Below are 21,992 nucleotides of genomic sequence, written 5' to 3' on the forward strand. Positions count from 1 at the left end.
AACGCGACTACATCTTCAACGGCACCCTGGCCACAGCAGCCATCGTGATCTGGCTCCGCGACCTCATCAAAGAGCCATCAGACACGGCCTAGCCCAGAGTGCGGGCCCGTTCGAGCACCTCGGCCGGGGCCTTGGCCAACGAGCCGGTGTCGAAGGGGGGTTGCGGGTCGTACTCGGTGTAGAGCTGGATCGCCTGGGCGGTCACCTCGTCGGTGAGCAGGGCGGCCAGCCGGATGGCCATGTCGATGCCGGAGGAGACCCCGGCCGAGGTGATCACCCGATCATGTCGGACCACCCGCTCGGGGGTGTAGACGGCGCCGTACGACTCCAGTTCGGCGGCCGCGTCCCAGTGGGTGGTGGCGGTCAGCCCGTCCAGCAGGCCGGCCGCGCCGAGCACCAGGGAACCGGTGCAGACCGAGGTGGTGAAGCGGGTGCCGGCGTGGATCCGGCGCACCCAGCCGAGGAAACCGGGGTCTTCCACCATGGTTCGGAAGCTGCCCCCGCCCGGGATCAGCAGGACGTCGCAGCGTTCGACCTCGGAGTAGCTGGTCGGGACGTGCACCGGCAGGGAGCCCAACACGTCCTGCACCAGGCCAGGTTCGGCTGCCACGAACCGCACGGTGGCGCCGGGCACATACGCGAGGATCTCGTACGGCCCGATCGCGTCGAGCGGCTCGAAGTGGTTGAAGAGCGGGATCACGATGTCCATGCGCCGCAGCATAGCCACCACCCGGTCAGGCCTTGCCGGGGCCGGCGAACTCCGACTCCGACCCCTGGCCGCCCCTCATGTGACGGCCCCTGTACCGAAGGCGGGTGCGGCCCCAGTCAGGCGGCCCCGTCAGTGGGCGAACAGCGGCGACACGGCAGCCTCCGAGCTGCTGTTCCAGTACGTCACACGCGCCTTGTCGTCCACGTGGACGCCGCCCTTCGGCATCTGCAGGAGCACACCCTCGCCCGTGTTGTGGTCGGGGCGCTGACCGTGCGGCGCGAGCGCCATGTTCTTCACGAGGGTGCTGACGTCCTTGTTGCTCTGACGCAGGAGCAGACCCGCGTACGCCTCCTTGCCGGGGGCGAGGGTCACCTCCGTCTGCGGCTTGGAGTTCTTGAACACACCCACGAGCCGGCCGTTGCCGTCCTCCAGCCGGAGTACCGGATGGGTCCGCAGCTTGCACGGCTTGGTGCTGGTGTTGGTGACGGTCAGCAGGAGCTTCGAGTCGTCCTTGGTGGGCGGCACTGCCCACTCCACCTTGACGTCGGTGTAATCGTCGGGGCAGTTGCCGTCGATGCCCTGGGGGTCGCCCTCGGCCTCGCCCGGACGGCCCGGCGCGGGGGAGGACGCGGAGGGCTTGGCGGGGGACGGCGCGGAGGTCGAGGGGACGGTCGGCGCGGATGCGGATGCGGAGACGGACGGCGATGCGGAAGGGGAGCCGGAGGACTTCGGCGGCGGGGTGGCGCCGGCCTTGTCGTCGCTCGGCTCGCAGGCCGTGGCGGCCAGGAGCGCGGCGGCGGCGAGGCCGAGGGCGCCGAGCGTCCGGGCGTGGGTGGTCTTGCGGAAGGTGCGCATCATGGGCCCCCGTGGCTGCTGACGTGCTGGGATCGGTCTGGACAGGATGCCCGCTCTGACTTCGGATTCACGCCCCCGCAAGGACCGTTACAGCTCTCGTATGCGGCGGTGACGGTTCCGTCGTGAGGCGACGTCAGACCCGGGTCCGGTAGGTGGCGCTCCAAGGACTGGGGATCGTCGCCAAGCAAGCGCGCGGTCTGCCCGTGACGCGGGGTCAGCGAACGGAGGGTACGACTCGAGCGCGACTCGTGGATCCTGATGCGGGCACTGGACCCGCATGTCATACCGCAGCGGATACGGGACAAGAACGCCGGCTTAGACGACCCCGAGACGACGCGCCTGTATCTCGCGTGTGATCGATCGGTCGACTGGGATCCGCACGATCCACGCCTGGACCAGCTCATCGACGACCTTGACGCATGGAAGATCAAACACGAAGGAGACAGCAAGCCGGCCGGGTACCTGAAGCTGGTCTCCTCCCGGATCTCCGAGGCGTCACCGGCATGGCAACGCATCCTCGATGCGCTCGCCCACCGGGCAAAGCTGCGTCGACCGGCCGCGCACGGCACGCGACGGCGCAGGCGTCGAGCGCCTGCACGACACCGTCGCAGAGTGGCTGGGCACAAACGAGCGATGGCACGCCACTCCAGAACGGGACCTCGACACCATCCAGTCTTCACCGCCACACCACTCCTGATCGGCCTCGCTGTGGGGGAGAATGCTGCGTATGACGACTTGAAGAGCGCCGGTCGGGAGATACCGTTGGGTCAAGGTCGCGACCTGGGAGACGGTCCAGGAAGGCGGCAGACGTTTCTGCGCCGCTTGCGGGGCGGACGTCCGCTCCTACCAGTTCCGTTTCCATCCGCCCGAGTCCTCGATGTTCCAGCGCTGCATCGGCCTGACTTGGTGTTCTGGATGCCGGATCTATTCCACAGCTCTGGTTCATGTGCCTCGAGCGCGAGTCCTTGTCGACGCCCTGGCCGCGCTTCCCGGGGACCAACGGGAGCGGCTGCTTCGTAAAGAGGCGGCGCTGATCGAATACCTCAACGCTTCATCTGTGGGCGGGGAGGTTGGGGATCGGAGAGCGAATGTGGAGAGCTGAGAGCCCGATGTGGGTCGCCGTGTAGGTTCCCGGCATGACTGATGACTGGCGGATGGACCGGATCGGGAGTGCGCTCAGGGGCGAAAACCCTTCCGTGCTACGGCGTTTGGACGCGGGGTTCGCGGTGGTCGGGGACGTGCAGTTCCTGCCGGGATACTCGGTCCTCTTGGTGGATGAACCGGATGTGCAGCGACTGTCCGACCTTCCGAGGGCCAAGCGGCACCGCTTCCTGTCGGACATGGACAAGCTGGGAGAGGCGGTCGAGCGAGCTTGCCGTCGTTTGGACCCGGCTTTCCGGCGGGTGAATCTGGAGATCCTCGGCAACACCGACGGGTTCCTGCACGCGCATGTGTGGCCGCGGTTCGAGTGGGAGCCGGCCGATCTGGTCGGTATGCCGGTCTGGCTCTACCCGCGCGAGCGTTGGAGCGAGGAACAGTTCAAACTCGGCCCGCAGCATGACCCTGTGCGGGAGGCGATCAGCTGCGAACTGGACAGCTTGCAGTCCTGAGTCGATGGGGTGGCCCGGTGACCGCCGGGTCGGCGCCCAGCGATCAGTGACAGGGGGAGCGAGCTTCGGCGCCGGCGGCGGCAGTTCGGGCAGCGTGGGCGGGGCGACCGGTGCTGCGGCGAACCGTGACATGAAGCTCAGCGTGGCCGGCGGATCCCGATTGTGCCTCCTCCGCCCGCATGACGACGGCCTTGCCGCCCACCGTCAGGCTCCCTCGGCCGTGAGCCGGCCGATGGCCCGGATGAGGCGAACCCGGCGTTGTCGATCACGCTGTGCAGGCGGTGTCAGTTCCGGGTGGTAGACAAAGGCTTGCCGGCCAGCACCGATATGGGGGAGAGGCGTGACGTCCGAGGAGCTTGTGTTCGATGTCGAGCAGGTACGCATACACGGACTCGAGGTGTACGAGGGAACCCCGCTCGACGTGCGTGCTGTGGTCGCGGGGATGCCACAGGACGTCAAAGGCGGGTTCCGGACCGAAGAGGTGCCCTTCAGCCGCTTCAGGTACGCCCACGGCGGCCCGGCGCACGACGTACCTGAGTTGCTGACCCGATTGGGTCGCGCGGACGCCGACGTGTCCGGGCGGGCGCTGGCGGAACTCTGGAACAGCCTGGTTCACCAGGGAACGGTCGGCTCCGTCGGCCCGCTGACCGTGCCGTTCCTTCTGCGCATCGCAGCCGACCCGTCAGCCCATCACCGGTCGAGCATCATCCGTCTTGCCACTGCTGTGGCAAGAGAACAGCACTGGGGGTACGGCACTCGCGACACCTTCCTCCAAGTGGCCACGCAGCGCTGGACATGCGACTGCAACGGCTACGCGATGAACTGGTCCATCGAGGCAGCACGCAACGCCCTTACCTCCGATGCCGACCTGCTCCTCCCACATCTTCACGACGCGGACCCCGACGTCCGCACCTCCACCTGCTATGCCCTGGCCACCGTCTCGGGCAAGGCCCACCGCATCACAGAAGCCCTCCGGGCCCGCCTGGCCACCGAGCAGATCCCCGCAGTCCGCGCGAGTCTCGTCCTGGCCATCGCGGAAGTCGCCTTCCAGAACGCCGACCCCCGCGCCGCCGCATGGGCTCACGCCCTCTGGCCTGATCCCGCACAGCCCGCGGACGTCCGCGTGCCCGCCGCGCTCGCCTGGCTCTGCCTGGTGAACGACCCTGTCCCGGACGAACTGCGCTCGACGTTCGACGCCCTTGTCACCGGTGATCTGACCGACGTCCTGGATGGTGTTCCCTGGATCGCGCACGTCGACGAGAAGGGCCTCGCCCGCACCATCGACCAGATGCTGAACAACGCGAAACCGGGTGTCATCGACCCCTGGGACGACGACCCCTGGGCCTGATACCCGATGCAGTTCGTGACCTTCTGTGCACACGACATCGTGATCAAGGGCATGAACACCTTCAACTGCCTCGGTCCACCAGTAGCCCTGGCCCCAAGTACGGCGGGGGTTCGGTGCCCGTCTTGTGGTGGGAGGGTCGGCGACAGGGCTGACCAGTGAGCCGTGACCCGGCCCCGCGAGAGAAGGGACGTGCCCGTGGGCATTTACGTGTCGGTCAGAGGATGGCTGGAGTGCGACGAGAGGCAACTCGTCGCCGTCCAGGAGATCATCTCGTCGCACGAAGACGATCATTACTCCAACGGCTGGGGCACACCTCGCCAGCACGTCAACTGGACGCACTACATCTTCTACGGCGCCGACATCCGCCAATCGGCTGTGGACTGGCTCGTCGACCAGATCAGAGCGATCGCACGGATCCCGGCTTCCGACGAGGACGGGGACCGCATCAGGGGGTTGTTCCTCGCGAGCCACGAGGCCGACGGCACAGTTGAATGGCAGGTCCGCGATGGCCAACTCTTCATCTCGTCAGGCGACATCAGACACCGCTACCTCGACGGCTAGCCCGACCGACCCACGATGAGGGTTCGGCAGCCCCAGCACTGCGTACGTGCCTCACCCGGCCATAGGGACACCCGATGACCCCTGATTGCCGACTTACGCTGCCTCAGTTCTTGCGAACGGCTCGTTCTCCCTCCTGCAGCGCCTCGCCGGCCGGCCGTTCGCAGCCGGGTAGGACGCTGACGAAGGGCACCCCGGTACGGGGATGCTCGATGACCTCGGCCTCGACCTCGTACACGTCGGACAGGAGCGGGGCGGTGAGGACCTCCTCGGGCTTGCCGGTGGCGACGACGCGGCCGCCGGCCATGACGCAGATCCGGTCGCAGAAGGCCGCGGCGAGATTCAGGTCGTGCAGCGCGACCACGGCGGTGACGCCGAGTCTTCGCACGAGCCGGAGGGCGTCGAGCTGGTGCCGTAGGTCCAGGTGGTTGGTCGGCTCGTCCAGGACCATGGTTCCGGTGCGCTGCGCGAGGGCGCGGGCGATCAGGACCCGCTGTTTCTCCCCGCCCGACAAGCGGTCGAAGGGCGCGTGCGCGAGGGCGTCGACGTGGAGCTCCGCCAGTGAGCGCGTGATGATGTCGCGGTCGTCCGTACTGTCGCCCGCGAAGGCCCGCTTGTGAGGGGTGCGGCCCATGGCGACCACGTCGTACACGGTCAGCTCGAAGTCCCCGGACGTCTCCTGAAGGACGGCCGCGAGCCGCTGGGCGAGCCGCTTGCCGGGCATCCGCCAGACGTCCTCGCCGTCGAGCAGGACCCGGCCCGAGGTGGGGCGCAGCGCCCGGTAGAAGGTGCGCAACAGGGTGGACTTGCCGGCGCCGTTGGGGCCGACCAGGCCCATCACCTCGCCGGGTGCCACGTGCAGCGATACCTGGTGGACCAGCGCCTTGCCGTTCATGACGACGCTGACGCCCTCGGCGTCAAGACAACCGGGCCCGCCGGTCGGTGGGTTCGTCACCGCGCCGCCTTTCGTCGCATCAGCCAGAGGAAGAAGGGACCGCCGACCAGGGCGGTGAGAATGCCGACGGGTATCTCTTCGGGGCTCATGAACGTACGCGCGGCCAGGTCGGCGGAGATCAGGAAGGCCGCCCCGAGGAGCGCTGCGGCGGGCAGCGCGCGACGGTGGTCGGCCCCGACGAGCAGCCGCACCACGTGCGGCATGATCAGCCCGACGAACCCGATCTGCCCGCTGACCGCGACGATCGTGCCGATCATCAGGGCCACCAGCGTGAACAGGGCGCCGCGGAACCGGTGGACGTCCAGACCGAGGGCCGAGGCGGCCTCCTCCCCGGCGAGCAGGAGGTTGAGCGGACGGCAGACGCCCAGGAGGACGGCCGTACCGAGCAGGACCGCACCGACGGGGACCCACACCGTCGTCCAGGTGGTCCCGGCCAGTCCGCCGAGCATCCAGCGCAGCGCGGACTGCGTCTTGTGCGGATCGTTCGAGGTGACGATCAGGAAGCTGGCCAGCGCCGACAGCACTTCGGCCATGGCCACCCCGGCCAGGACCAGCCGTACCGTCGTCATCCTCCCGCCGGAGCGGGCCAGGAAGTAGACGGCGACCAAGGCCGCCAAGGCGCCGCAGAACGCCGCCACCGGCAGCGTGAACAGCCCGAACATTGTCAGGTTCAGGACCAGGACGAGCACCGCGCCGACCGACGCACCGGACGAGACACCCAGCAGCATCGGGTCAGCCAGCGGATTGCGGACCAGCGCCTGCAACGCCATCCCGGCCACCGACAGACCTGCGCCCACCACACCGGCCAGCAGCACCCGTGGCAGCCGGACGTCCACGACGATCGTCTCGCGCACCGGGGTCCACGTCGGCTCCGCGAGGGCCGGGTGCACGCGGTGCAGCAGGATGTTCCACACCTGGTCGGCCGGCACGCTGATCGATCCCGCCGCGATCCCGGCCGTGGCCGCGCAGGCCACCAGCAGGCCCAGAAAGGTCAGCACCAGGCCGTACGGGAGCCCGGGGCGCCGCGCGGGGACGGGCCGGCCCTCCTCGCGGAGGCCGGCCCCCTCGGCCGCCGGGGCCTTCACAACCGTCACTGGACGCGGCCCGGGTGGAGCTGCTTCGCCAGCGACTCGACGGCAGACGGCATCCGGACGCCGAGCACCGTGGAGGACAGCGGCAGGACCGCGAACCTCTGGTTCTTGATCGCGGGCACGTCCTGCAGCGCCGGGTGGGCGAGCAGGAACTTCTTCTTGTCCTCGACGGACTGGTCGCCGTAGTCGTAGATGACGACGGCCTCGGGGGCACGCTGCGCCACCTGCTCGAACGAGACGTCGCCGAAGGCCTTGTCCAGGTCGGAGAAGAGGTTCACCCCGCCGGCCCGCCGGATCATCTCATTGCCGATGCCCTTGCCGCCCGCGGTGAAGGCCGTCTTGTCCCCGCTGTCGTACACGAAGAGCTTGACCGGGGTGACACCGGCGAGCCCGGTCTCCACCTTGTCGAGGGTGGCGTGCAGTGTCGTCAGCCGTTCCTCGGCCCGCTCGGGCACACCGAAGATCTTGCCGAGGGTGCGGATCTCCTCGTCCATGGAGGCCACGTTCACCGGACCCGTCGGGCACTCCTCGCTGTTGAGGTGGGTATTGATCCCGGCCTTGGTGAAGGCGGCCCGGCTGCGTCCCTCCTTCTCGTCGAACGTGGAGGTCCACCCGCCGTAGACGAAGTCGGGCTCGGCCTCCAGGAGCGCCTCGAAGGAGGGGTACTCCTTGGAGAGGACCTTTACGCCGTCGTAGGCGGCCTGGTACTCGGGGAGGATCTTGTCGTCGAGATAGCCCGTGCCCACCATCGACTTCTCCAGGCCGAGCGAGAGCATGACCTCGGTCGCGTGCTGGTTCAGCGAGACGGCGCGCTGCGGCGGACGCTGATAGGTCGTGGTGATGCCGCAGTTGTTCACTGTGATCGGAAACCCCTTGGCGGGAGCACCCGCAGAGGGGCCGGCCGTGGATGTAGTGCCTCCTCCGCAGCCGGATATCAACAGGGCCACAGCGAGTGCGGACAGGACGGACTTCGGGTGGTTGCGGAGCATGGGAGTTCCTCTCAACGCAGGTGGATCGGAAGGTCCTCGCGCCTCGTCGGCAGACGGACCGAGTGAGGGCGTGCGGCCAGGGCCCGTAGGAATCCGTCCAGTCCCGCCCGCCATCCCGCGACCGCTGATGCACGCTAGGGGCAACTGCGGAACTCTCGCAATAAGGCGACTGGAACGGGAAGGGCTCACAGGGGCGCGCAGCGTCGCGCGCCGCGGATCGCGCTACGGCCGACGGGACAGCACGGCGAACTCCGGCCACAGCACTAGGGGCGGGCCGGAAGACTGCTGGCTGGCGTCGGAGCCAACTCGCCTACGCGGTGGCCGGGTCCAAGGCGTCGAGAGCCGGGACGGGGCGCGGCCTGCCGTCGGCGTCTATCGCGACGAAGGTGAGCTGGGCGGTGGCCACCTCGGTCGTGGGTCCCGAGGCGTTCCATCGCTCGGCCCGCACACTGACGGTGACGGTCATCGAGGTTCGGCCGGCCCGTTCCAGTTCGGCGTCGACGCTGAGCAGGTCACCGGCGCGCACCGGCGCCAGGAAGGACATCCGGTCCACGGCCACGGTGACGGCGGGACCGCCGGCGTGCCGCCCCGCAGCTGCGGCGGCCGCGTCGTCGATGAGCTTCATCACCACGCCGCCGTGGATGGTGCCGTAGAGGTTGGTGTCGTGCTCGCTCATGATGTGGGCGAGCGTGACCCGGGACTCGCCCGGGCCCTTGGAAACGCACCTCACCGTGATGGCGGTCTGGTCGGCCACGTCAACTCTCCTTCGCGAGTCGCGCCAGAGGGTCCCGGAGGGTGTTCTTCGGGACCACCGCATGACGAGTCGGCATGCGGACAGCGGCAGGTCTTCGGACTCGCGGGCACGTCGCCCGACCGGGCTGACACCTACTGGCCGTCGCTTCCCGGACCCGTTCGGGTCCAGTGCTCTATGACGGCGGTCGTTCCCACTCACCGCTGCGGGGCAGTCCCGGAATCTCACCGGGTTCCCTCTTACGACGCGTCCTGCCTGGTGGCAGGGGCGAACCAGCTGTACCCACAGCCTACCCGTGACGGCACGATGCCAAGTCCCTCCCCGGCCCGGCCTGCTGACCGGACGGAACACCCCTGCTGCCTACGCGGCCGGGACCCGACCCGGTCGAGGTTCAGCCGGTCCGCCGCCCGGCCGCCGGGAGGACATGGCTCAGATCAGCGCGTTCTTGTAGAAGATGCTGGAGCGCCGGTCGCCCTCCACGCCGGTGGCGAAGCCGATGAAGAGGCGGGCCTCGCCGGCGTCGGTGCGGTAGATCGCCAGGCCCTCGGGCTCGCGGTGGTGGAGGGTGGAGCCGGCCTTGGTAAGGACGGGGCCCTGCGCCACGGTGCCCGTGTTGATGTCGATACTGGTGACGTAGGAGTTGCCGTCGCCGGTGGGGGTGCCGTCGCCGGGGTACGCGTCACCCGTCAGGTAGTACATATACGAGCCGTAGAGCGTGTAGCCCTGCGGAGTGCCGGAGATCGTCGGCTGCTTGAAGTCGACCAGAGGCGAGCCGAAGCTGCGCGTCTCGAAGGCGGAGAGGGGATACACGGCGATGCGCTTGCCGGCGCTGGTGTGGTAGCGCACGATCATGCGCTGGTAGACCGGGTCGACGGAGCAGGTGTACTCGGTGGCCCCGGAGATCGGCTGGTAGGCGGCCGAGGCAGCCGGCGAGCTCAGGGTGGTGTCGGCGGTGAAACGGATGGGGGCGAGCGCGGTGCCGTACCCCTTGCTGTTCGCGTCGCACTCGATCCACAGCTCGGTGTCGGAACCGCTCGGCAGCGCGGCGAAGGCGACGCCGTGGCCGAAGCCGTTGAGGTGCATGTACGAGATGTAGTTCCCGTCGAAGTCCATCTTGTTGATGCACAGGTCACCATCGGACTCGGCGCTTCCACTCCGCTTGGTTGCCACGAACAGGAACTTGTTCACCCAGTCGAAGGCGAAGCTCTGCTGGACCCGCGCACCGTGCGTGTCCTTGGACCGGAACAGGTCGTGCGACGGCTGCGCGAGGTCGAACCGCTTGGTCGCGGTCACATCAGCCGAAGCGGTCTGCGCGCCGGCGGCGAGCCCGAGAGCGGCGAGCGAGGCGCCAACACCGGTGCGTATGAGGCCGCGGCGGGAGAGGGGGAGGCCAGGGATGTGGTTCATGGGGGGACTCCGAGGCATGGGTGGAGGGCAGGGACACGTGATGCTATCCATCACAGGGGTGGTGTGACATGTCGGGTCCGGTGGGCAGTTGGGTGTCCGGTTGATCTCGATGGGAGGCAGCAGGGTGGCCCCTGGGACGGCGGGGGCCGGCGGTGCGAGAGCCGCCGATGTGGAACGCCAGGCAGGGCGCCCCGGTCTCGGCCGACCTGTCTCGAAACGGAATGGATCACCGCCGCCTCTGTCGCGTTTCCGTCGCTGGTGCTCCTCACAGCCGCCGGGGTGCACCGCTCAGCCGGGAGGACGTGAGTCCCTGTGAACCGGCATCTTCGTCACTACCTCGCGCGTCCGGTAGAGGCATTGAAGATGTGGCGGATGATGGACGCGGCCTCGTTCGGGTTGTGGTCCAGCCAGTCGGTGAGGTGTTCGCGGACGACCTCCTGGACGTAGGCGCCCGCTTCGGGATTCCTGAGCTTGGTCTTGGTGGCGCCCTCGAAGACTGGATGGGCGAGTTTTACGGAGACGACCGCGGTCAGGCCCTCGTGGACGGCTCCGGCCGTGATGTCCTCGTCGTCTGCGGACAGCTGCCCCTGCCGGCGCGCGTAGTCGTTCACGAGGTCCGTGAGCGCGGTACGGAAGCCCACTTCGTGGGCCCCGCCCTCGAGGGTGCGGGTGCTGTTCGCGAAGGAGTGGAGCTCTCCCGGGGACCAGGTGTTCCACTGCATGGCGACCTGCACGAAGACCGTCTGGTCCTCGTTCTCAGACTCGAAGCTGATGGCGGGGGAGTGGACGAGACTCACGGGGTGGGGGTTGAGGCGGGTGACGAAGGCCCGGAGGCCGTCCGCGTGGTGGTGGCGAACAGGCCGCTCCGGCCGCTCATCGGTGAGCGAGATGGCCAGGCCCCCGTTGAGGAAGGCCAGTTCCTGGAAGCGCTCCGACAGCGTGGCGAACGAGTACCGGGTGATCTCGAAGATGTCGGCGTCGGGCAGGAATGTGATCGTGGTGCCGTGCTCGCTCGTCTCCTCGTTCCTCGTCAACGGGGTGACCGGGGCGCCCTTCTCGTACTCCTGGGTCCAACGGCGGCCGTCTCGGTGGACCTCGACCATGAGACGGCTCGACAGCGCGTTGACCACGGACAGGCCCAGGCCGCTGAGGCCGCCGGAGACCCCGTAGCGGGTGTGGGGCCTGGAGCCGAAGGACAGCTCCGTCAGTTCGAGTTCGACGGCCGACTTGCCGGTGGGCTCCTCCACCTCGACGGGCAGGCCCCGCCCGTTGTCGGCGACGCGAATGCCGCCGTCCGCGGTGATCGTGACGTCAATGGCGTCGGCGTGGCCGGCCTGGTGCTCGTCGACGGCGTACGAGACGACCTCGTACACCAGGTGGTGCAGGCCGCGTTCGCCGGTCGAGCCGACGTACATGCCGGGGCGCCTGCGTATCGCCTCGTGGCCTTCGAGTACCTGGATGTGGCTGCCGGTGTACTCGTTCACGTTCGCGGGCTGACTGGGGTTGCCGAACTCGGTCATGAAGCACCCTCCCTGGGCCGTCCTGAGCAGGTTTGCGGGCGGAGCCAGCCGAAGCAGCCGACGCTGCGTCCATGTCGTCGCCCGTGCGTGCCCATCTTAGGTATCTGGAGGTAAAAGTGCAGGTCAGGCTATGGATGGCGAGGTCCCAGGTGGCCGCGTCCACGGCATTGCCGAAGCCGCCGTTCCGTGGGGTGGCCGCAGGGAGCGGAGCAGCGTGAAGGCCCCGCCGAAGGCGCCCGAGGGGGCGTTCTCGACGCAGCCCGAGGGCGTTTTCCCCGCGCATCGAGGATGCCTCCTCCGGCGGACAGCCTGCACAGGCCCAGTACGCGGATCGGGCCGAACGCGTGACGGCGGGCCGCCGCGGCGGCGGGGCACGCACCCGTCCGAGCCGCCGCCGAGCTCCGCCGCGTGAACGCCGACTTCTCCAGCCGCGCTGGGGACCAGCGCCCAAGAGGAGAGGCCTCCAGGGAGGACATCCCTGGAGGCCCCTTCACATGCCGCGGGTGGTTGCTCAGGCCGTCGTACGGCGACGGCGGCCGGTGCCGGCCACCAGGGCCGCGCCCATGGCCAGTGCCACGCCGGCGCCCCCGAGCGCCCAGCTGGTGGCCGCGTCGGCGCCGGTGGCGGCGAGCTCGCCGCCGGTCTGGGTGGTGGTGCCGGTGGTGTTGGTGTTGCCGGTGTTGCTGATCGGCGTGGTGGTGCTGCCGCCGTTCGGGTTGGGCTGGTTGCCGGTGTTCGGGTCGGCGGCCAGGATCTTCACCAGGACCGGGCGGCTTTCGCTCCGGATGTTCGAGCCGATCTCAAGGACCGTGCCGGAGGCGCGGAACTGCGCGTAGCCGAGCTGGGCATCGGCGGTGAACCGGATGCGCAGCTTGACGTCGAAGGTCTTGCCCGCGGGGATGGCGCCGCCGGCGAGGTGGTTGACGACGTAGTAGCCGTCGCTGTAGCCGAGTTCCGCGCGCTCCCAGCCGTTCTTGCCGTAGACCTCGACCTCCAGCTGCTCGCCGTCCATCGGGACCCAGTCGGGTCGGGCGAGGCTGAAGTACAGGTGGAAGTCGTCCAGGGCCGGCTTGCCGGAGTTGTCGACGTGGATGGTGAGGTCCTGCCAGGCCCCGCCCGCCGCCAGGCCGTTCGGCAGGCCGTCGATGGTGAGCTTGGGGCCTTCGGTCACGACGGGCTGGTCGTTGTCGGGGGTCGCGCCCGTGATGCTGGTGTTGTACCAGGTCGTGGGGGAGGCGCTGATCTTGTCACCGGTGCGGCTCGTGCCGTCGGAGGTGAGGTCGAAGGGGACGACCGGGGTGTCCGCGGCGAAGCTGATCCGCACGTCGATGCTGTGGACGGCGTCGACGGCCACGGAGGCGGTCGTGCCGAGCTTGTAGACGAGCCCGGGGCCGTACTGCGGGCCGTGGACCAGCTTCGCGGGCTGCCAGGAGACGGATCCGTTCCCGGCGGTGACCCGCTGCTCGACCTTGACCTGCGAGGCCTTGATCTTCCCGTCCCACTGCATGACGGTGATCTCGGGGGTGTAGTTCGGAACCGCGACGTGACCCGAGTTGTCGACCTGTACGGTCAGCTGGGTCCAGCTGCCGTCGGCCTTGAAACCGGTCTTCGGGATCCCCTGCACGGTGACGTCGGGCCCTATGAGGATCCCGGTGGGCGGCTCTTCGTCGGGGTCCTCGGCCGGAGTGTCCGCGACGTCCTTCGCCGGCGTCCCGGCGGCCGGAGGTACGGGCGTATTGGCGGCCGGGGGTGCGGGCGTCCCGGCGGCCGGCGGCTGCGGGACGGCCGGCGGTGTCACCGCGGGCTCGCCGGCCGGCAGCCCGGCCGGAGTGCCGGTGGCGGCGGGCTTCTGCGCCTCCGCCGTTCCCCCGGCGGCCGGTGCCTTGTCGTCCTGCGGCTCGGCGTCCGGCACGGTCACGGCCGGCTGCTTCTGCTCCTCGGCCATCGCGGGCGTGGTCAGCAGGACCGGACCGACGACGGCGGCGGCCGCGACGGCGGCGATACGCTTGATCTTCACTTCTGGATTCCCCTCCATTTTTGAACATGCTCAGATTAGAGGGGTCGGTGGGGCTCGGGTCCGAAAAACGGATCACGGGTCGGACAAGATTCCGGACGCCCCTGCTCCGTGCCGGGGCGGGGGTCGGCAAGACCCGGCTGGCACTGGAGGTCGCCGCGCGTCGGGCCGGGGACCTCCCGGACGGCGCCTGGCTGGTGGAGCTCGCCGCAGCACGCACCGGCGCCGACATACGAGAGGCGGTCGCGGCGGTGCTCGAACTGCGGGACGACGTCCACGCCGCGGCCCGGTCCCTGGCAGCCCGGCTCACCGACGCCGTCGCGGGTCGGCACATGCTGCTCCTGCTCGACAACTGCGAACACGTCGTGGAGCCGGTCGCCGAGCTGGCCGCGCTGCTGCTCCGCGCCGCGCCTGGACTGCGCATCTTGGCCACCAGCCAGGAACCGCTGGCGGTCACCGGTGAACACTCCTGGCCCGTCCCTCCACTGGACCTGCCCGAACCGGGCGCCGACCGGCCGGAAGAGTCGAACGCCGTGCGGCTGTTCGTGGCCCGTGCAGTAGCCGCCGTACCCGGCTTCGCCCTGGAGCCCGACAACGCGGAAGCCGTCGCCGCGATCTGCCGCTGCCTGGACGGAATCCCGCTCGCGCTGGAGATGGCCGCCGCCCGGGTACGCGTCATGCACGTGGGAGAACTCGCCGACCGCCTCGACGACCGCTTCCGGGTTCTCGCGGCGGACCTGCGCGGGGTACCGGCGCGGCAGCGCACACTGCGCGCGATGATCGACTGGAGCTGGGGGCTGCTCACCGAGAACGAGCAGGTGGTGTTGCGCCGCCTGGCCGTGCCCGCGGACGGCTGCGATCTGCCGGCCGCCGAGGCGGTGTGTGCGGGCGAGGGCGTGCGGACCGAGGAGGTCCTCGGTCTGCTCGGGCGGCTGGTCGACCGTTCCCTGGTCGTCCACCGGAGCGGCCGGTACCGGCTGCTGGAGTCCGTCGCGGCCTACTGCCTGGAGCGGCTCGTCGAGTCCGGGGACGAACAGCGCGTGCGCGACCGCCACCTCACCTGCTACGTCGACTTCGTCGAACACGCCGATCCCCGGCTGCGGGGCCACCAGCAGCGGCTCTGGCTGGATCGCATGGACGCCGAGGCCGCCAATCTGCGCGCCGCCCTCGGACACGCCGTCCGCAGGGACGGGGCGGACACGGCACTTCGGCTGGCGAACGCGACTGCCTGGTTCTGGTTCCTGCGCGGCCGCTTCGCCGAAGCCAGACGCTCGCTCGACCTCGCGCTGTCGGCCGGGGGCGACCCCGGGCTGAGGACATCGGCTCGCGCGTGGCGGGCGGGAATGGCGCTGTTGCTCCTCGACGCTCCCGACACCGAGAGCCAACCCGTGCTCAGGCTCTACGAGATGGGTGATGATCCCGCCGGACGGGCCCGGGCCCGGTGGTTCGTCGCGTTGGGCAAGGCCGGGTTCGGCGACGCGGAGGCGACGTTCGACCTCGCCGACCAGGCCCATGCCGAGTTCCGGACCCTGGACGACCGTTGGGGAACCGCCGCCGCGCTTTCCGTCCGGGCCGAGGTCGCCCTGTACCAGGGGAAGCCGGACAGAGCGCGCGCCGACGCGGAGCACGCGGCCACGCTGTTTCGGGAACTCGGCGACAGCTGGGGCGAGTTGCAGGCGAATGTCACTCTAGGTGACCTGTCCGAATTCGCCGGAGACTACGACGCGGCAGGACACCTGCGCCGGGAAGGGCTCCGGCTGGCCGAGCAGCTGAAGCTGTGGAACGAGGCGTCCAAGATGCTGGCGCGGCTGGGACGTACCGCGCTGCTCACCGGCGACCTCGACCGCGCCGAAATCCTCCACAGACGTGCCAAGGACCTCGCGGCCGCGCATGCCTACCAGCGCGGCGAGGAATTCGCCGAAGTCGGCCTGGCCCTGGTGGCGCGGCGCCAAGGCAGGCTGGACGACGCCGAAACCCACCTGCGCGCGTGGCTCGACTGGTGCCGCCGGTGGGACGGCGATCTCGGAGTCGCGTTCATCCTGGCCGAACTGGGCTTCATCGCCGAACAGCGGGGCGACGCCGACGCCGCGCTGACGTTGCACGAGGAAGGGCTGGACTACGCCCGGCGCACCGGCAACCGGCGGGCGCTCGCACGGGCCTTCGAAGGCCTCGCCGGCGCCCACGCCCTCGCAGGTGACCACCGAGCAGCCGCCCGGCTGCTCGCTACGGCGGCCGCGACGCGCGAGGCCGTCGGCATACCGCTTCCCGCCGCGGAGCGCGGCGACGTCGATCGCATCACCACGGCCGTCCGCCAGGCCCTGAATCCGGCTGCCTTGGACGATGCATTCGGGCAAGACGTCGACCCCACACGGACGTCAGAGGAGGACGGCCCGATCCCCTGCCCGATACCCGCCAAGGCCCCCTGAACGGGGAGGGCACGGCATCAGGCTCTGAGGAACGCCAGTACCGCCAGGACCCGGCGGTGTCCGTCCGTGTACACCGGCAGATCGAGTTTGTTGAAGATGCTGCCGATGTGTTTGTTGATGGCGGCTTCGCTGAGGAACAAGTGCGCCGCCAGGTTCGCGTTGGACCGTCCTTCCGCCATCAGGCTCAGCACCTCCTTCTCGCGGGCGCTGAGCCGCCCCAGCGGATCGGGGTGGAGCTTGACGAGCTGGTGGATCACCTCAGGGTCCACCACGGTCCCGCCGGCGGCGACGCGGTCGAGCGCCGCCATGAAGTCGGCGACCGCACCGACTCGTTCCTTCAGCAGGTAGCCCACCGCGGCGCCGTTGCACGAATCGAGCAGCTGCAGGGCGTACGACCGCTCGACGTACTGACTCAGGACGAGCACCGGCAGCCCTGCGTACGTCTCCCGCAGGGCGACGGCCGCACGCAGCCCGTCGTCCCCGTTCGAGGGCGGCATCCGTACGTCCGTGATCACCAGGTCCGGCCTGTCCCGGTGGACGGCCTCGACGAGTGCGTCCGCGTCGCCGACCACGGCGAGCGTCTCGTGGCCGAACCGCTGCAACAGGCCGACCAGCCCTTCGCGCAACAGGACCGCGTCTTCTGCGAGGATCACGCGAAGTGGCACGGGATCTCCACGTGGAGAAGAGTCGGACCGCCGGTCGGACTCGATACGCGCATGCGGCCGTCCAAGGCGGTGAGCCGGTCGGCGAGCCCGGTCAGACCGGTTCCGGCGGCCGGATCGGCGCCGCCGTGTCCGTCGTCCGTGATCTCGAGGACCAACAGGTCGGAGTGGTGGCGGCCGTGCACTTTTGCGCTCCGGGCGCCGCTGTGTCGCGCGATGTTCGTCATTGCCTCGTTGATCAGGTAGTACACGCTGGTCTCCAGCTGCCGGGGGAGCCTTCCCGGCAGCTGGAGATCGACGGTGACCGGGACGGGGAAACGGCTCGCATGGTCCTGGACCGCGGCGACCAGGCCGTGGTCCGCGAGCACCGGGGGATTGAGCCCTCGGATCAGACTCCGTAGTTCCTGGTGAGCGGTCGCGAGCTGGGTCTCGGCCTCGGTGAGCCGGTCGGCGAGCGGGGACCCTTCGGGGATGTCCAGACGCATCAGGCCGAGCGCCATCCCGAGCGAGACCAACCGCTGTTGCGCGCCGTCGTGCAGGTCGCGCTCGATGCGTACGCGCTCTGCGTCGAAGGAGTCGATGAGCCGTACCCGCGACGCGTGCACCTCGTGCAGCGACTCCCCGAGCTCCTCGTCACGTGGGGCGAGCAAGGTCCGGGCGAGCGCGGCGCGCGCACCGGCCCACGAGGTCACGGTGTACGGCGAGGCCAGCAGGACGATGGCGCCGAAGACCGCCCAAGGCCAGGTGGTGCTGTCGACCGCCTCGAAGGTCAGCGCGGGCAAACCGAAGGAGAAGGCGAGCACCAGCAGGTCCAGCCACCACAACGCCGCCGCGGAGATGAGCGTGAAGAGCAGTTCCCGCCAAGTGACCTGTTCGGTCAGGCGGGTCGACACCCAAGCCCGGAAACCGGGCTCCTCCGGCCGCCGGTGCGGGTCCGGCATCTCGTCGAGGTCTACGAGACGCAGTCGGCGCCGCTCGACTGTCGCCACGGTGATCGAGGACAGGACGACGCCGACGAGGGGTGCCACGCCGAGCAGGACCACCAGCAGGATCAGCCCGGCCACGAGCCCGGTCACGAACACCGCCACGGCGGCCGCGCCGACCACGACACCGGTGGCCAGGTACGCCAGTGACCGCCATGGCCACGTGGAGGTCAAGAAGCTCAGCGGACGCTGAGCCATCGCCTGCCAAGCCGTTCTGGGAAGCATGGGGCAACGGTATGTCAGGCGACTGCTTCACCGCAGTAGAGCTAGCTCTACCAGCGAAGTAGAGCGCAGATCAATGTGGGACACCGGGTCACTCAGCTGAGATCGACCCCATGACCACTACAAGGCAGTCACCCGCATCGGATGCGGTTCAGTTGCAGACGGTCCGGAAGACCTACGGGGCCGGCGACCGCTCGGTCGCCGCGCTGGACGGCGTTTCCATCGGCTTTCCCCGCGGGACGTTCACCGCCATCATGGGGCCGTCCGGCTCCGGGAAATCCACGCTGCTGCAGTGTGCGGCCGGCCTGGACCGGCCCACCGAGGGGCGGGTGGTGCTGGCCGGCGTCGACATCGGCCGGCAGAACGAGAGGGAGCGCACCAAACTGCGGCGCGACCGGATCGGCTTCGTGTTCCAGGCCTTCAACCTCGTCGAATCGCTGACCGCGGCGCAGAACGTGGAGCTCCCGTCGCGTTTCGCCGGGCGCCGGGTCAGCCGGGAGCAGGTCGACGCCGCGCTCGCCGCCGTCGGGCTGGCGGAGCGGGCCGGGCATCGGCCCAGCGAGCTGTCCGGTGGCCAGCAGCAGCGCGTCGCGCTCGCCCGCGCCCTGGTGACCCGGCCCGACGTGCTGTTCGCGGACGAGCCCACCGGTGCCCTGGACACGACCACCTCGCGTGAGGTGCTGCAGATGATGCGCCTGCTGGTCGAGAAGGAGGGGCAGACCACCCTCATGGTCACTCACGACCCGGTGGCCGCCGCGGTCGCCGATGTGGTCGTGTTCCTCAAGGACGGCCGCATCGCGGACCGGATCGGTCTCAGCCGCGACTCCGACGGCCGCAACGCGGCCTCGATCGCGGCGCACATGGCGAGCCTGGAGGCGTGATGCTGGTCTTCGCGAACGTCCGTGAACGCTGGACCAGCTTTCTTGCGGCCTTCGTCGCGGTACTGGTCGGCGTGGCGCTCATCACCACCACCTTGATCATTTACGACTCCTCCCGCCCCGAGGTCCAGTCCCGGCTGTCGGCCGCGTCCGCGATCGCCCTCCCCGACCAGGCGGCCGACCAGGACAAGACCCCGGAAGACAGGGTGCCGTGGAGCCGCGACGAGGCCCAGCCGCTCATCGACAAGCTGGGCGCGGTACCGGGCGTGGCCTCCGTGGTGCTGGACCGCTCGTTCTACGCGCAGGCGTTCCTCGACGGCAAGCCGGTCGAGGACGAAGGAGCCCTGGTGGCGGGGCACGGCTGGTCGAGCGCACGGCTCGCGCCGTACGAGCTCGTCACCGGACGGGCACCGGCCGCGGCCGACGAGGTCGTGGTGGACCGGGCGCTCGGAGTGCCTGCGGGCACGACCCTCACGGTGAACATCACTGCCGGACGTACCGAGTTCCGCGTGGTCGGCACCGTGGACGGACCGGGCTACTACTTCACTGACGACTTCGCCACGCGGCAGCAGCCGGGCATCGGTGCCATCGCGATCCTCGCCGACAAGGGCGCGTCCCCCGGCGACATCAAGAAAGCGGCCGAGAGAGTCGTCGGCGACGAAGGCACCGTGGTCTCCGGCGACGGCCGGTCCACGCTCCAGCCGGCGTACGTGGAACACAAGCGGTTCCTCGGTACGCAGCTCATCGGAGCCATGGCGACGCTCGGCCTGTTCACGACCGTCTTCGTGGTCGCGTCCATGCTGGTCCTGGCGACCGGGCTGCGACGGCGGGAGATCGGCCTGCTGAGGATGATCGGTGCGTCTCCGCGTCAGGTGCGCCGGATCGTTCTGGGCGAGGCGGGCCTCATCGGCCTGCTGGGCTCGCTGGCAGGCTGCCTGGTGGGCATCGGGGCCGCGCCGCTGCTGCGCGACATCCTGCAAGGGCTCGAGGTGACGCCGCCGGAACTCGACGTGCGGGTGGCGATGTGGCCGCTGTTCACGGCCGCCGCGATCGGTGTCGGCGTCAGCGTCCTGGGGGCGTGGTCGGCCGGCCGGATGGCCGCCCGGGTGGCGCCGGTCGAGGCACTGCTGGACAGCAGGGCGAACAGCCGGGTGATGAGCCGCGCCCGTTGGGCCGGCGGCCTGACCGTGCTCGGCCTCGGTGTGGTGCTCGCGATCGCCACCGCCACTGTCGGTGCCGACACGCGGATCAACATGGCGATCTTCGCGACGATGGTGCTCATCGTGGCGGCGGCGCTACTCGCCCCGGTGTGCGTCGGCCCCGTCGGACGGGCGCTCACCTCGCCCTTCAAGCGTCTCGGTTCGGCCGCCCCGCTCCTCGTACGGGCGGAGCTGCGCGCCGACTCGCGCCGGGCAGCGTCACTCGCGGCCCCGGTGATCGCGGCTGTCGGATTCGCCGTCCTGCTCAGCGGCATGGTGGAGACGATGCGTGTGGCGTACCCGGCGGGCGACGCGCTCGAGCTCACGGGACAGGTGATCGTGACGCCGGACAAGACCCCGGGGAACACCGACGAGGTGGTCGCCGCCAACCCGGTGGGCAAGGCCTCGCTGCCGACGCGGGCCTTCGTCCGCGACAAGGACGGCACGCTCACCGTCATCGACGCGCTCGGTTCGCGCGATGAGCGCTGGAACAAGCCGGGCCAGGCGGTGCTCGGCGAGAACATGGCGGACCTCCTCGGCGTGAAGGCCGGTGACGAGTACGCGGTGAGGTTCGCCGACGGTGCCACGGTGAAGCTGCGCATCGCCCAGGTCCTGCCGAACGACCCGGCCCGGGGCGACTTCGTGATGTCCCGTGGGCTGGTGCGCGAACACGACCCGGCCGCGCTCACCGACGACATCTTCGTCCCGGCGGAGTCGCAACCCACCTCGGTCGTTCCCGGCACGGCCGTGCACGACGCAGTGCAGTACGCGCTCGACGACTACGCCACCGACTCGAAGCTGACGGACAGCCTCGCGGTCATGCTGATCGTCATCGCCGTCGGCTACAGCGGGATCGCCGTGGCCAACAGCATGGCCATGACCGCGCACGGCCGGCGCCGCGACTTCGCCGTGATGAAGTCGGCCGGCGGCACGACACGGCAGCTACTTCTGTTCTCCGCTGCCGAGACCACCCTCGTCGTGGCCGTCGGCGCGGCACTCGGCCTCCTGGTGACCTTGGGCCCGCTGGCCGGCATGGCGTCCGGACTGTCCCAGGCGACCTCCACGGACATCGGCCTGCACCTGAACCTGTCCACCATCGCCGCGGTGATCCTCGGCTCCCTCGTGCTGGCAGTTGCGGAGAGCGTGGTCGTCACCTGGCGGACCATGCAGCGGGAGGCAGCGTAGGAGGGCAGCCTGCGCCACACAGCCAGGGGTCGGGGACATTACTCCTGGGGTAATCGACCGTTCTGCCCTTCTCCGGCAGCATCAAGCACATCGACGAACACCACGCCGGGATCCGACCGCAACCACGAGGAGAGCGAACATGTCCGCCAAGTCACCTGTCATCACGGCAAGTTCAGCCACCACCGCGAGTTCCGTCGCCGAGGCCGAGGCCACCCGGAACGTCGTGCAGGAGTTCCTTGCCGCCCGGATGGCCGGGGACACCGGGCGGCTCGTCGCGCTCTTCGCGGACGAGGTCGACTGGCTGCTCGCCGAGAACCCCGCCGTCCCGTGGATCCGCCCGCGGTCCACCGCCGCCGAATGCGCGGCCCAGTTCACGGAGCTGATGGAGTACACCGTGCCCGAGGACGCGCACGCCTCCGTCGACACCTTTCTCGTCGACGGCACCGACGCCGTCCTGATGGGGCACGTGTCGGGGACCGTACGCGCGACGGGAAAGACCTTCGCGGGCCCATTCGCCCTGCGCCTCACCGTCGAGAACGGCCGGATCACCCGGCACCACCTCTACGAGAACAGCCTGTCGATCGCCGAGGCCTGCGCTCCGTGAGGGGTGAGGGCGGCGCGGCCGGCGGA

18 protein-coding genes and 1 riboswitch are annotated in these 21,992 nt (G+C 69.7%); of the genes, 7 read left to right on the forward strand and 11 right to left on the reverse strand.

What is annotated here, in order from left to right:
- Positions 1 to 88 precede the first annotated feature (88 nt).
- Both AB0D94_RS30565 and AB0D94_RS30570 read right to left on the reverse strand, forming a co-directional pair.
- The gene (locus AB0D94_RS30565; RefSeq protein ID WP_362058347.1) at positions 89 to 709 is read right to left on the reverse strand and encodes a DJ-1/PfpI family protein; all 621 of its coding nucleotides are present in this window, start codon (positions 707 to 709) and stop codon (positions 89 to 91) included.
- 129 nt (positions 710 to 838) lie between these two features.
- The gene (locus AB0D94_RS30570; RefSeq protein ID WP_362058350.1) at positions 839 to 1,567 is read right to left on the reverse strand and encodes a DUF4232 domain-containing protein; all 729 of its coding nucleotides are present in this window, start codon (positions 1,565 to 1,567) and stop codon (positions 839 to 841) included.
- Positions 1,568 to 2,700: 1,133 nt separating this feature from the next.
- On the opposite strand from AB0D94_RS30570, the gene AB0D94_RS30575 reads away from it, so the two are divergent.
- From AB0D94_RS30575 to AB0D94_RS30585, 3 genes are all read left to right on the forward strand, one after another.
- Positions 2,701 to 3,174 (forward strand): diadenosine tetraphosphate hydrolase, encoded by a 474-nt coding sequence (locus AB0D94_RS30575; RefSeq protein WP_362058353.1) that lies wholly within the window; start codon positions 2,701 to 2,703, stop codon positions 3,172 to 3,174.
- Positions 3,175 to 3,514: 340 nt separating this feature from the next.
- Positions 3,515 to 4,522 carry a hypothetical protein gene (locus tag AB0D94_RS30580; protein WP_362058356.1) on the forward strand — a complete coding sequence of 336 codons (1,008 nt, stop codon included), beginning with the start codon at positions 3,515 to 3,517 and terminating at the stop codon, positions 4,520 to 4,522.
- A 195-nt stretch (positions 4,523 to 4,717) separates the two neighbouring features.
- Complete coding sequence (locus AB0D94_RS30585) at positions 4,718 to 5,083, forward strand: hypothetical protein (RefSeq protein WP_362058359.1); 366 nt, start codon at positions 4,718 to 4,720, stop codon at positions 5,081 to 5,083.
- Between the two features lie 103 nt (positions 5,084 to 5,186).
- Here AB0D94_RS30585 and AB0D94_RS30590 read toward each other — a convergent pair whose 3' ends face one another.
- The 7 genes from AB0D94_RS30590 to AB0D94_RS30620 form a co-directional block, all read right to left on the reverse strand.
- Positions 5,187 to 6,062 (reverse strand): ABC transporter ATP-binding protein, encoded by an 876-nt coding sequence (locus AB0D94_RS30590; protein WP_362058446.1) that lies wholly within the window; start codon positions 6,060 to 6,062, stop codon positions 5,187 to 5,189.
- Complete coding sequence (locus tag AB0D94_RS30595) at positions 6,032 to 7,120, reverse strand: iron ABC transporter permease (protein WP_362058449.1); 1,089 nt, start codon at positions 7,118 to 7,120, stop codon at positions 6,032 to 6,034. The genes AB0D94_RS30590 and AB0D94_RS30595 overlap by 31 nt, the downstream gene beginning before the upstream one ends.
- 5 nt (positions 7,121 to 7,125) lie before the next feature.
- Positions 7,126 to 8,115, reverse strand: a complete 990-nt coding sequence (locus AB0D94_RS30600) for an ABC transporter substrate-binding protein (RefSeq protein ID WP_362058362.1) — start codon at positions 8,113 to 8,115, stop codon at positions 7,126 to 7,128.
- 310 nt (positions 8,116 to 8,425) lie between these two features.
- Complete coding sequence (locus AB0D94_RS30605) at positions 8,426 to 8,869, reverse strand: acyl-CoA thioesterase (RefSeq protein ID WP_362058365.1); 444 nt, start codon at positions 8,867 to 8,869, stop codon at positions 8,426 to 8,428.
- A gap of 67 nt (positions 8,870 to 8,936) precedes the next feature.
- A riboswitch (cobalamin riboswitch) is annotated at positions 8,937 to 9,158 on the reverse strand.
- A 137-nt stretch (positions 9,159 to 9,295) separates the two neighbouring features.
- The gene (locus AB0D94_RS30610; protein ID WP_362058368.1) at positions 9,296 to 10,273 is read right to left on the reverse strand and encodes a teichoic acid biosynthesis protein C; all 978 of its coding nucleotides are present in this window, start codon (positions 10,271 to 10,273) and stop codon (positions 9,296 to 9,298) included.
- 332 nt (positions 10,274 to 10,605) lie between these two features.
- A complete protein-coding gene (locus AB0D94_RS30615; protein ID WP_362058371.1) occupies positions 10,606 to 11,793 on the reverse strand; it encodes an ATP-binding protein in 1,188 nt (395 codons plus the stop codon).
- Between the two features lie 511 nt (positions 11,794 to 12,304).
- A complete protein-coding gene (locus tag AB0D94_RS30620; protein ID WP_362058374.1) occupies positions 12,305 to 13,810 on the reverse strand; it encodes a hypothetical protein in 1,506 nt (501 codons plus the stop codon).
- 26 nt (positions 13,811 to 13,836) lie between these two features.
- On the opposite strand from AB0D94_RS30620, the gene AB0D94_RS30625 reads away from it, so the two are divergent.
- Entirely contained in the window at positions 13,837 to 16,233 is a 2,397-nt protein-coding gene (locus AB0D94_RS30625; RefSeq protein ID WP_362058377.1) for a tetratricopeptide repeat protein, read from the forward strand.
- A 17-nt stretch (positions 16,234 to 16,250) separates the two neighbouring features.
- On the opposite strand, the gene AB0D94_RS30630 is transcribed toward AB0D94_RS30625, so the two are convergent.
- Complete coding sequence (locus tag AB0D94_RS30630; protein ID WP_362058380.1) at positions 16,251 to 16,898, reverse strand: response regulator transcription factor; 648 nt, start codon at positions 16,896 to 16,898, stop codon at positions 16,251 to 16,253.
- A complete protein-coding gene (locus tag AB0D94_RS30635) occupies positions 16,883 to 18,103 on the reverse strand; it encodes a sensor domain-containing protein (RefSeq protein WP_362058383.1) in 1,221 nt (406 codons plus the stop codon). Before AB0D94_RS30635 ends, AB0D94_RS30630 begins: the two co-directional genes overlap by 16 nt.
- A gap of 110 nt (positions 18,104 to 18,213) precedes the next feature.
- On the opposite strand from AB0D94_RS30635, the gene AB0D94_RS30640 reads away from it, so the two are divergent.
- The 3 genes from AB0D94_RS30640 to AB0D94_RS30650 all read left to right on the forward strand — a co-directional run bounded on the left by AB0D94_RS30640 (position 18,214) and on the right by AB0D94_RS30650 (position 21,966).
- On the forward strand, positions 18,214 to 18,981 hold the full coding sequence (locus AB0D94_RS30640; protein ID WP_362058385.1) for an ABC transporter ATP-binding protein: 768 nt from the start codon (positions 18,214 to 18,216) through the stop codon (positions 18,979 to 18,981).
- Positions 18,981 to 21,362, forward strand: coding sequence for an ABC transporter permease (locus AB0D94_RS30645; RefSeq protein WP_362058388.1), 2,382 nt, complete (start codon positions 18,981 to 18,983; stop codon positions 21,360 to 21,362). Before AB0D94_RS30640 ends, AB0D94_RS30645 begins: the two co-directional genes overlap by 1 nt.
- A gap of 139 nt (positions 21,363 to 21,501) precedes the next feature.
- Positions 21,502 to 21,966, forward strand: coding sequence for a nuclear transport factor 2 family protein (locus AB0D94_RS30650; RefSeq protein WP_362058391.1), 465 nt, complete (start codon positions 21,502 to 21,504; stop codon positions 21,964 to 21,966).
- The last annotated feature ends 26 nt before the right edge of the window (positions 21,967 to 21,992 follow it).

It is taken from the genome of Streptomyces sp. NPDC048255 (assembly GCF_040652415.1).
Lineage (GTDB): Bacteria > Actinomycetota > Actinomycetes > Streptomycetales > Streptomycetaceae > Streptomyces.

What these genes read in the sequence shown, in the direction of transcription:
- AB0D94_RS30570 (WP_362058350.1), bottom strand. Translation starts at nt 1,567, where the DNA reads ATGATGCGCACCTTCCGCAAGACCACCCACGCCCGGACGCTCGGCGCC.
- AB0D94_RS30610 (WP_362058368.1), bottom strand. Translation starts at nt 10,273, where the DNA reads ATGAACCACATCCCTGGCCTCCCCCTCTCCCGCCGCGGCCTCATACGC.
- AB0D94_RS30565 (WP_362058347.1), bottom strand. Translation starts at nt 709, where the DNA reads ATGGACATCGTGATCCCGCTCTTCAACCACTTCGAGCCGCTCGACGCG.
- AB0D94_RS30600 (WP_362058362.1), bottom strand. Translation starts at nt 8,115, where the DNA reads ATGCTCCGCAACCACCCGAAGTCCGTCCTGTCCGCACTCGCTGTGGCC.
- AB0D94_RS30640 (WP_362058385.1), top strand. Translation starts at nt 18,214, where the DNA reads ATGACCACTACAAGGCAGTCACCCGCATCGGATGCGGTTCAGTTGCAG.
- AB0D94_RS30615 (WP_362058371.1), bottom strand. Translation starts at nt 11,793, where the DNA reads ATGACCGAGTTCGGCAACCCCAGTCAGCCCGCGAACGTGAACGAGTAC.
- AB0D94_RS30575 (WP_362058353.1), top strand. Translation starts at nt 2,701, where the DNA reads ATGACTGATGACTGGCGGATGGACCGGATCGGGAGTGCGCTCAGGGGC.
- AB0D94_RS30635 (WP_362058383.1), bottom strand. Translation starts at nt 18,103, where the DNA reads ATGCTTCCCAGAACGGCTTGGCAGGCGATGGCTCAGCGTCCGCTGAGC.
- AB0D94_RS30625 (WP_362058377.1), top strand. Translation starts at nt 13,837, where the DNA reads ATGCTCAGATTAGAGGGGTCGGTGGGGCTCGGGTCCGAAAAACGGATC.
- AB0D94_RS30650 (WP_362058391.1), top strand. Translation starts at nt 21,502, where the DNA reads ATGTCCGCCAAGTCACCTGTCATCACGGCAAGTTCAGCCACCACCGCG.
- AB0D94_RS30645 (WP_362058388.1), top strand. Translation starts at nt 18,981, where the DNA reads ATGCTGGTCTTCGCGAACGTCCGTGAACGCTGGACCAGCTTTCTTGCG.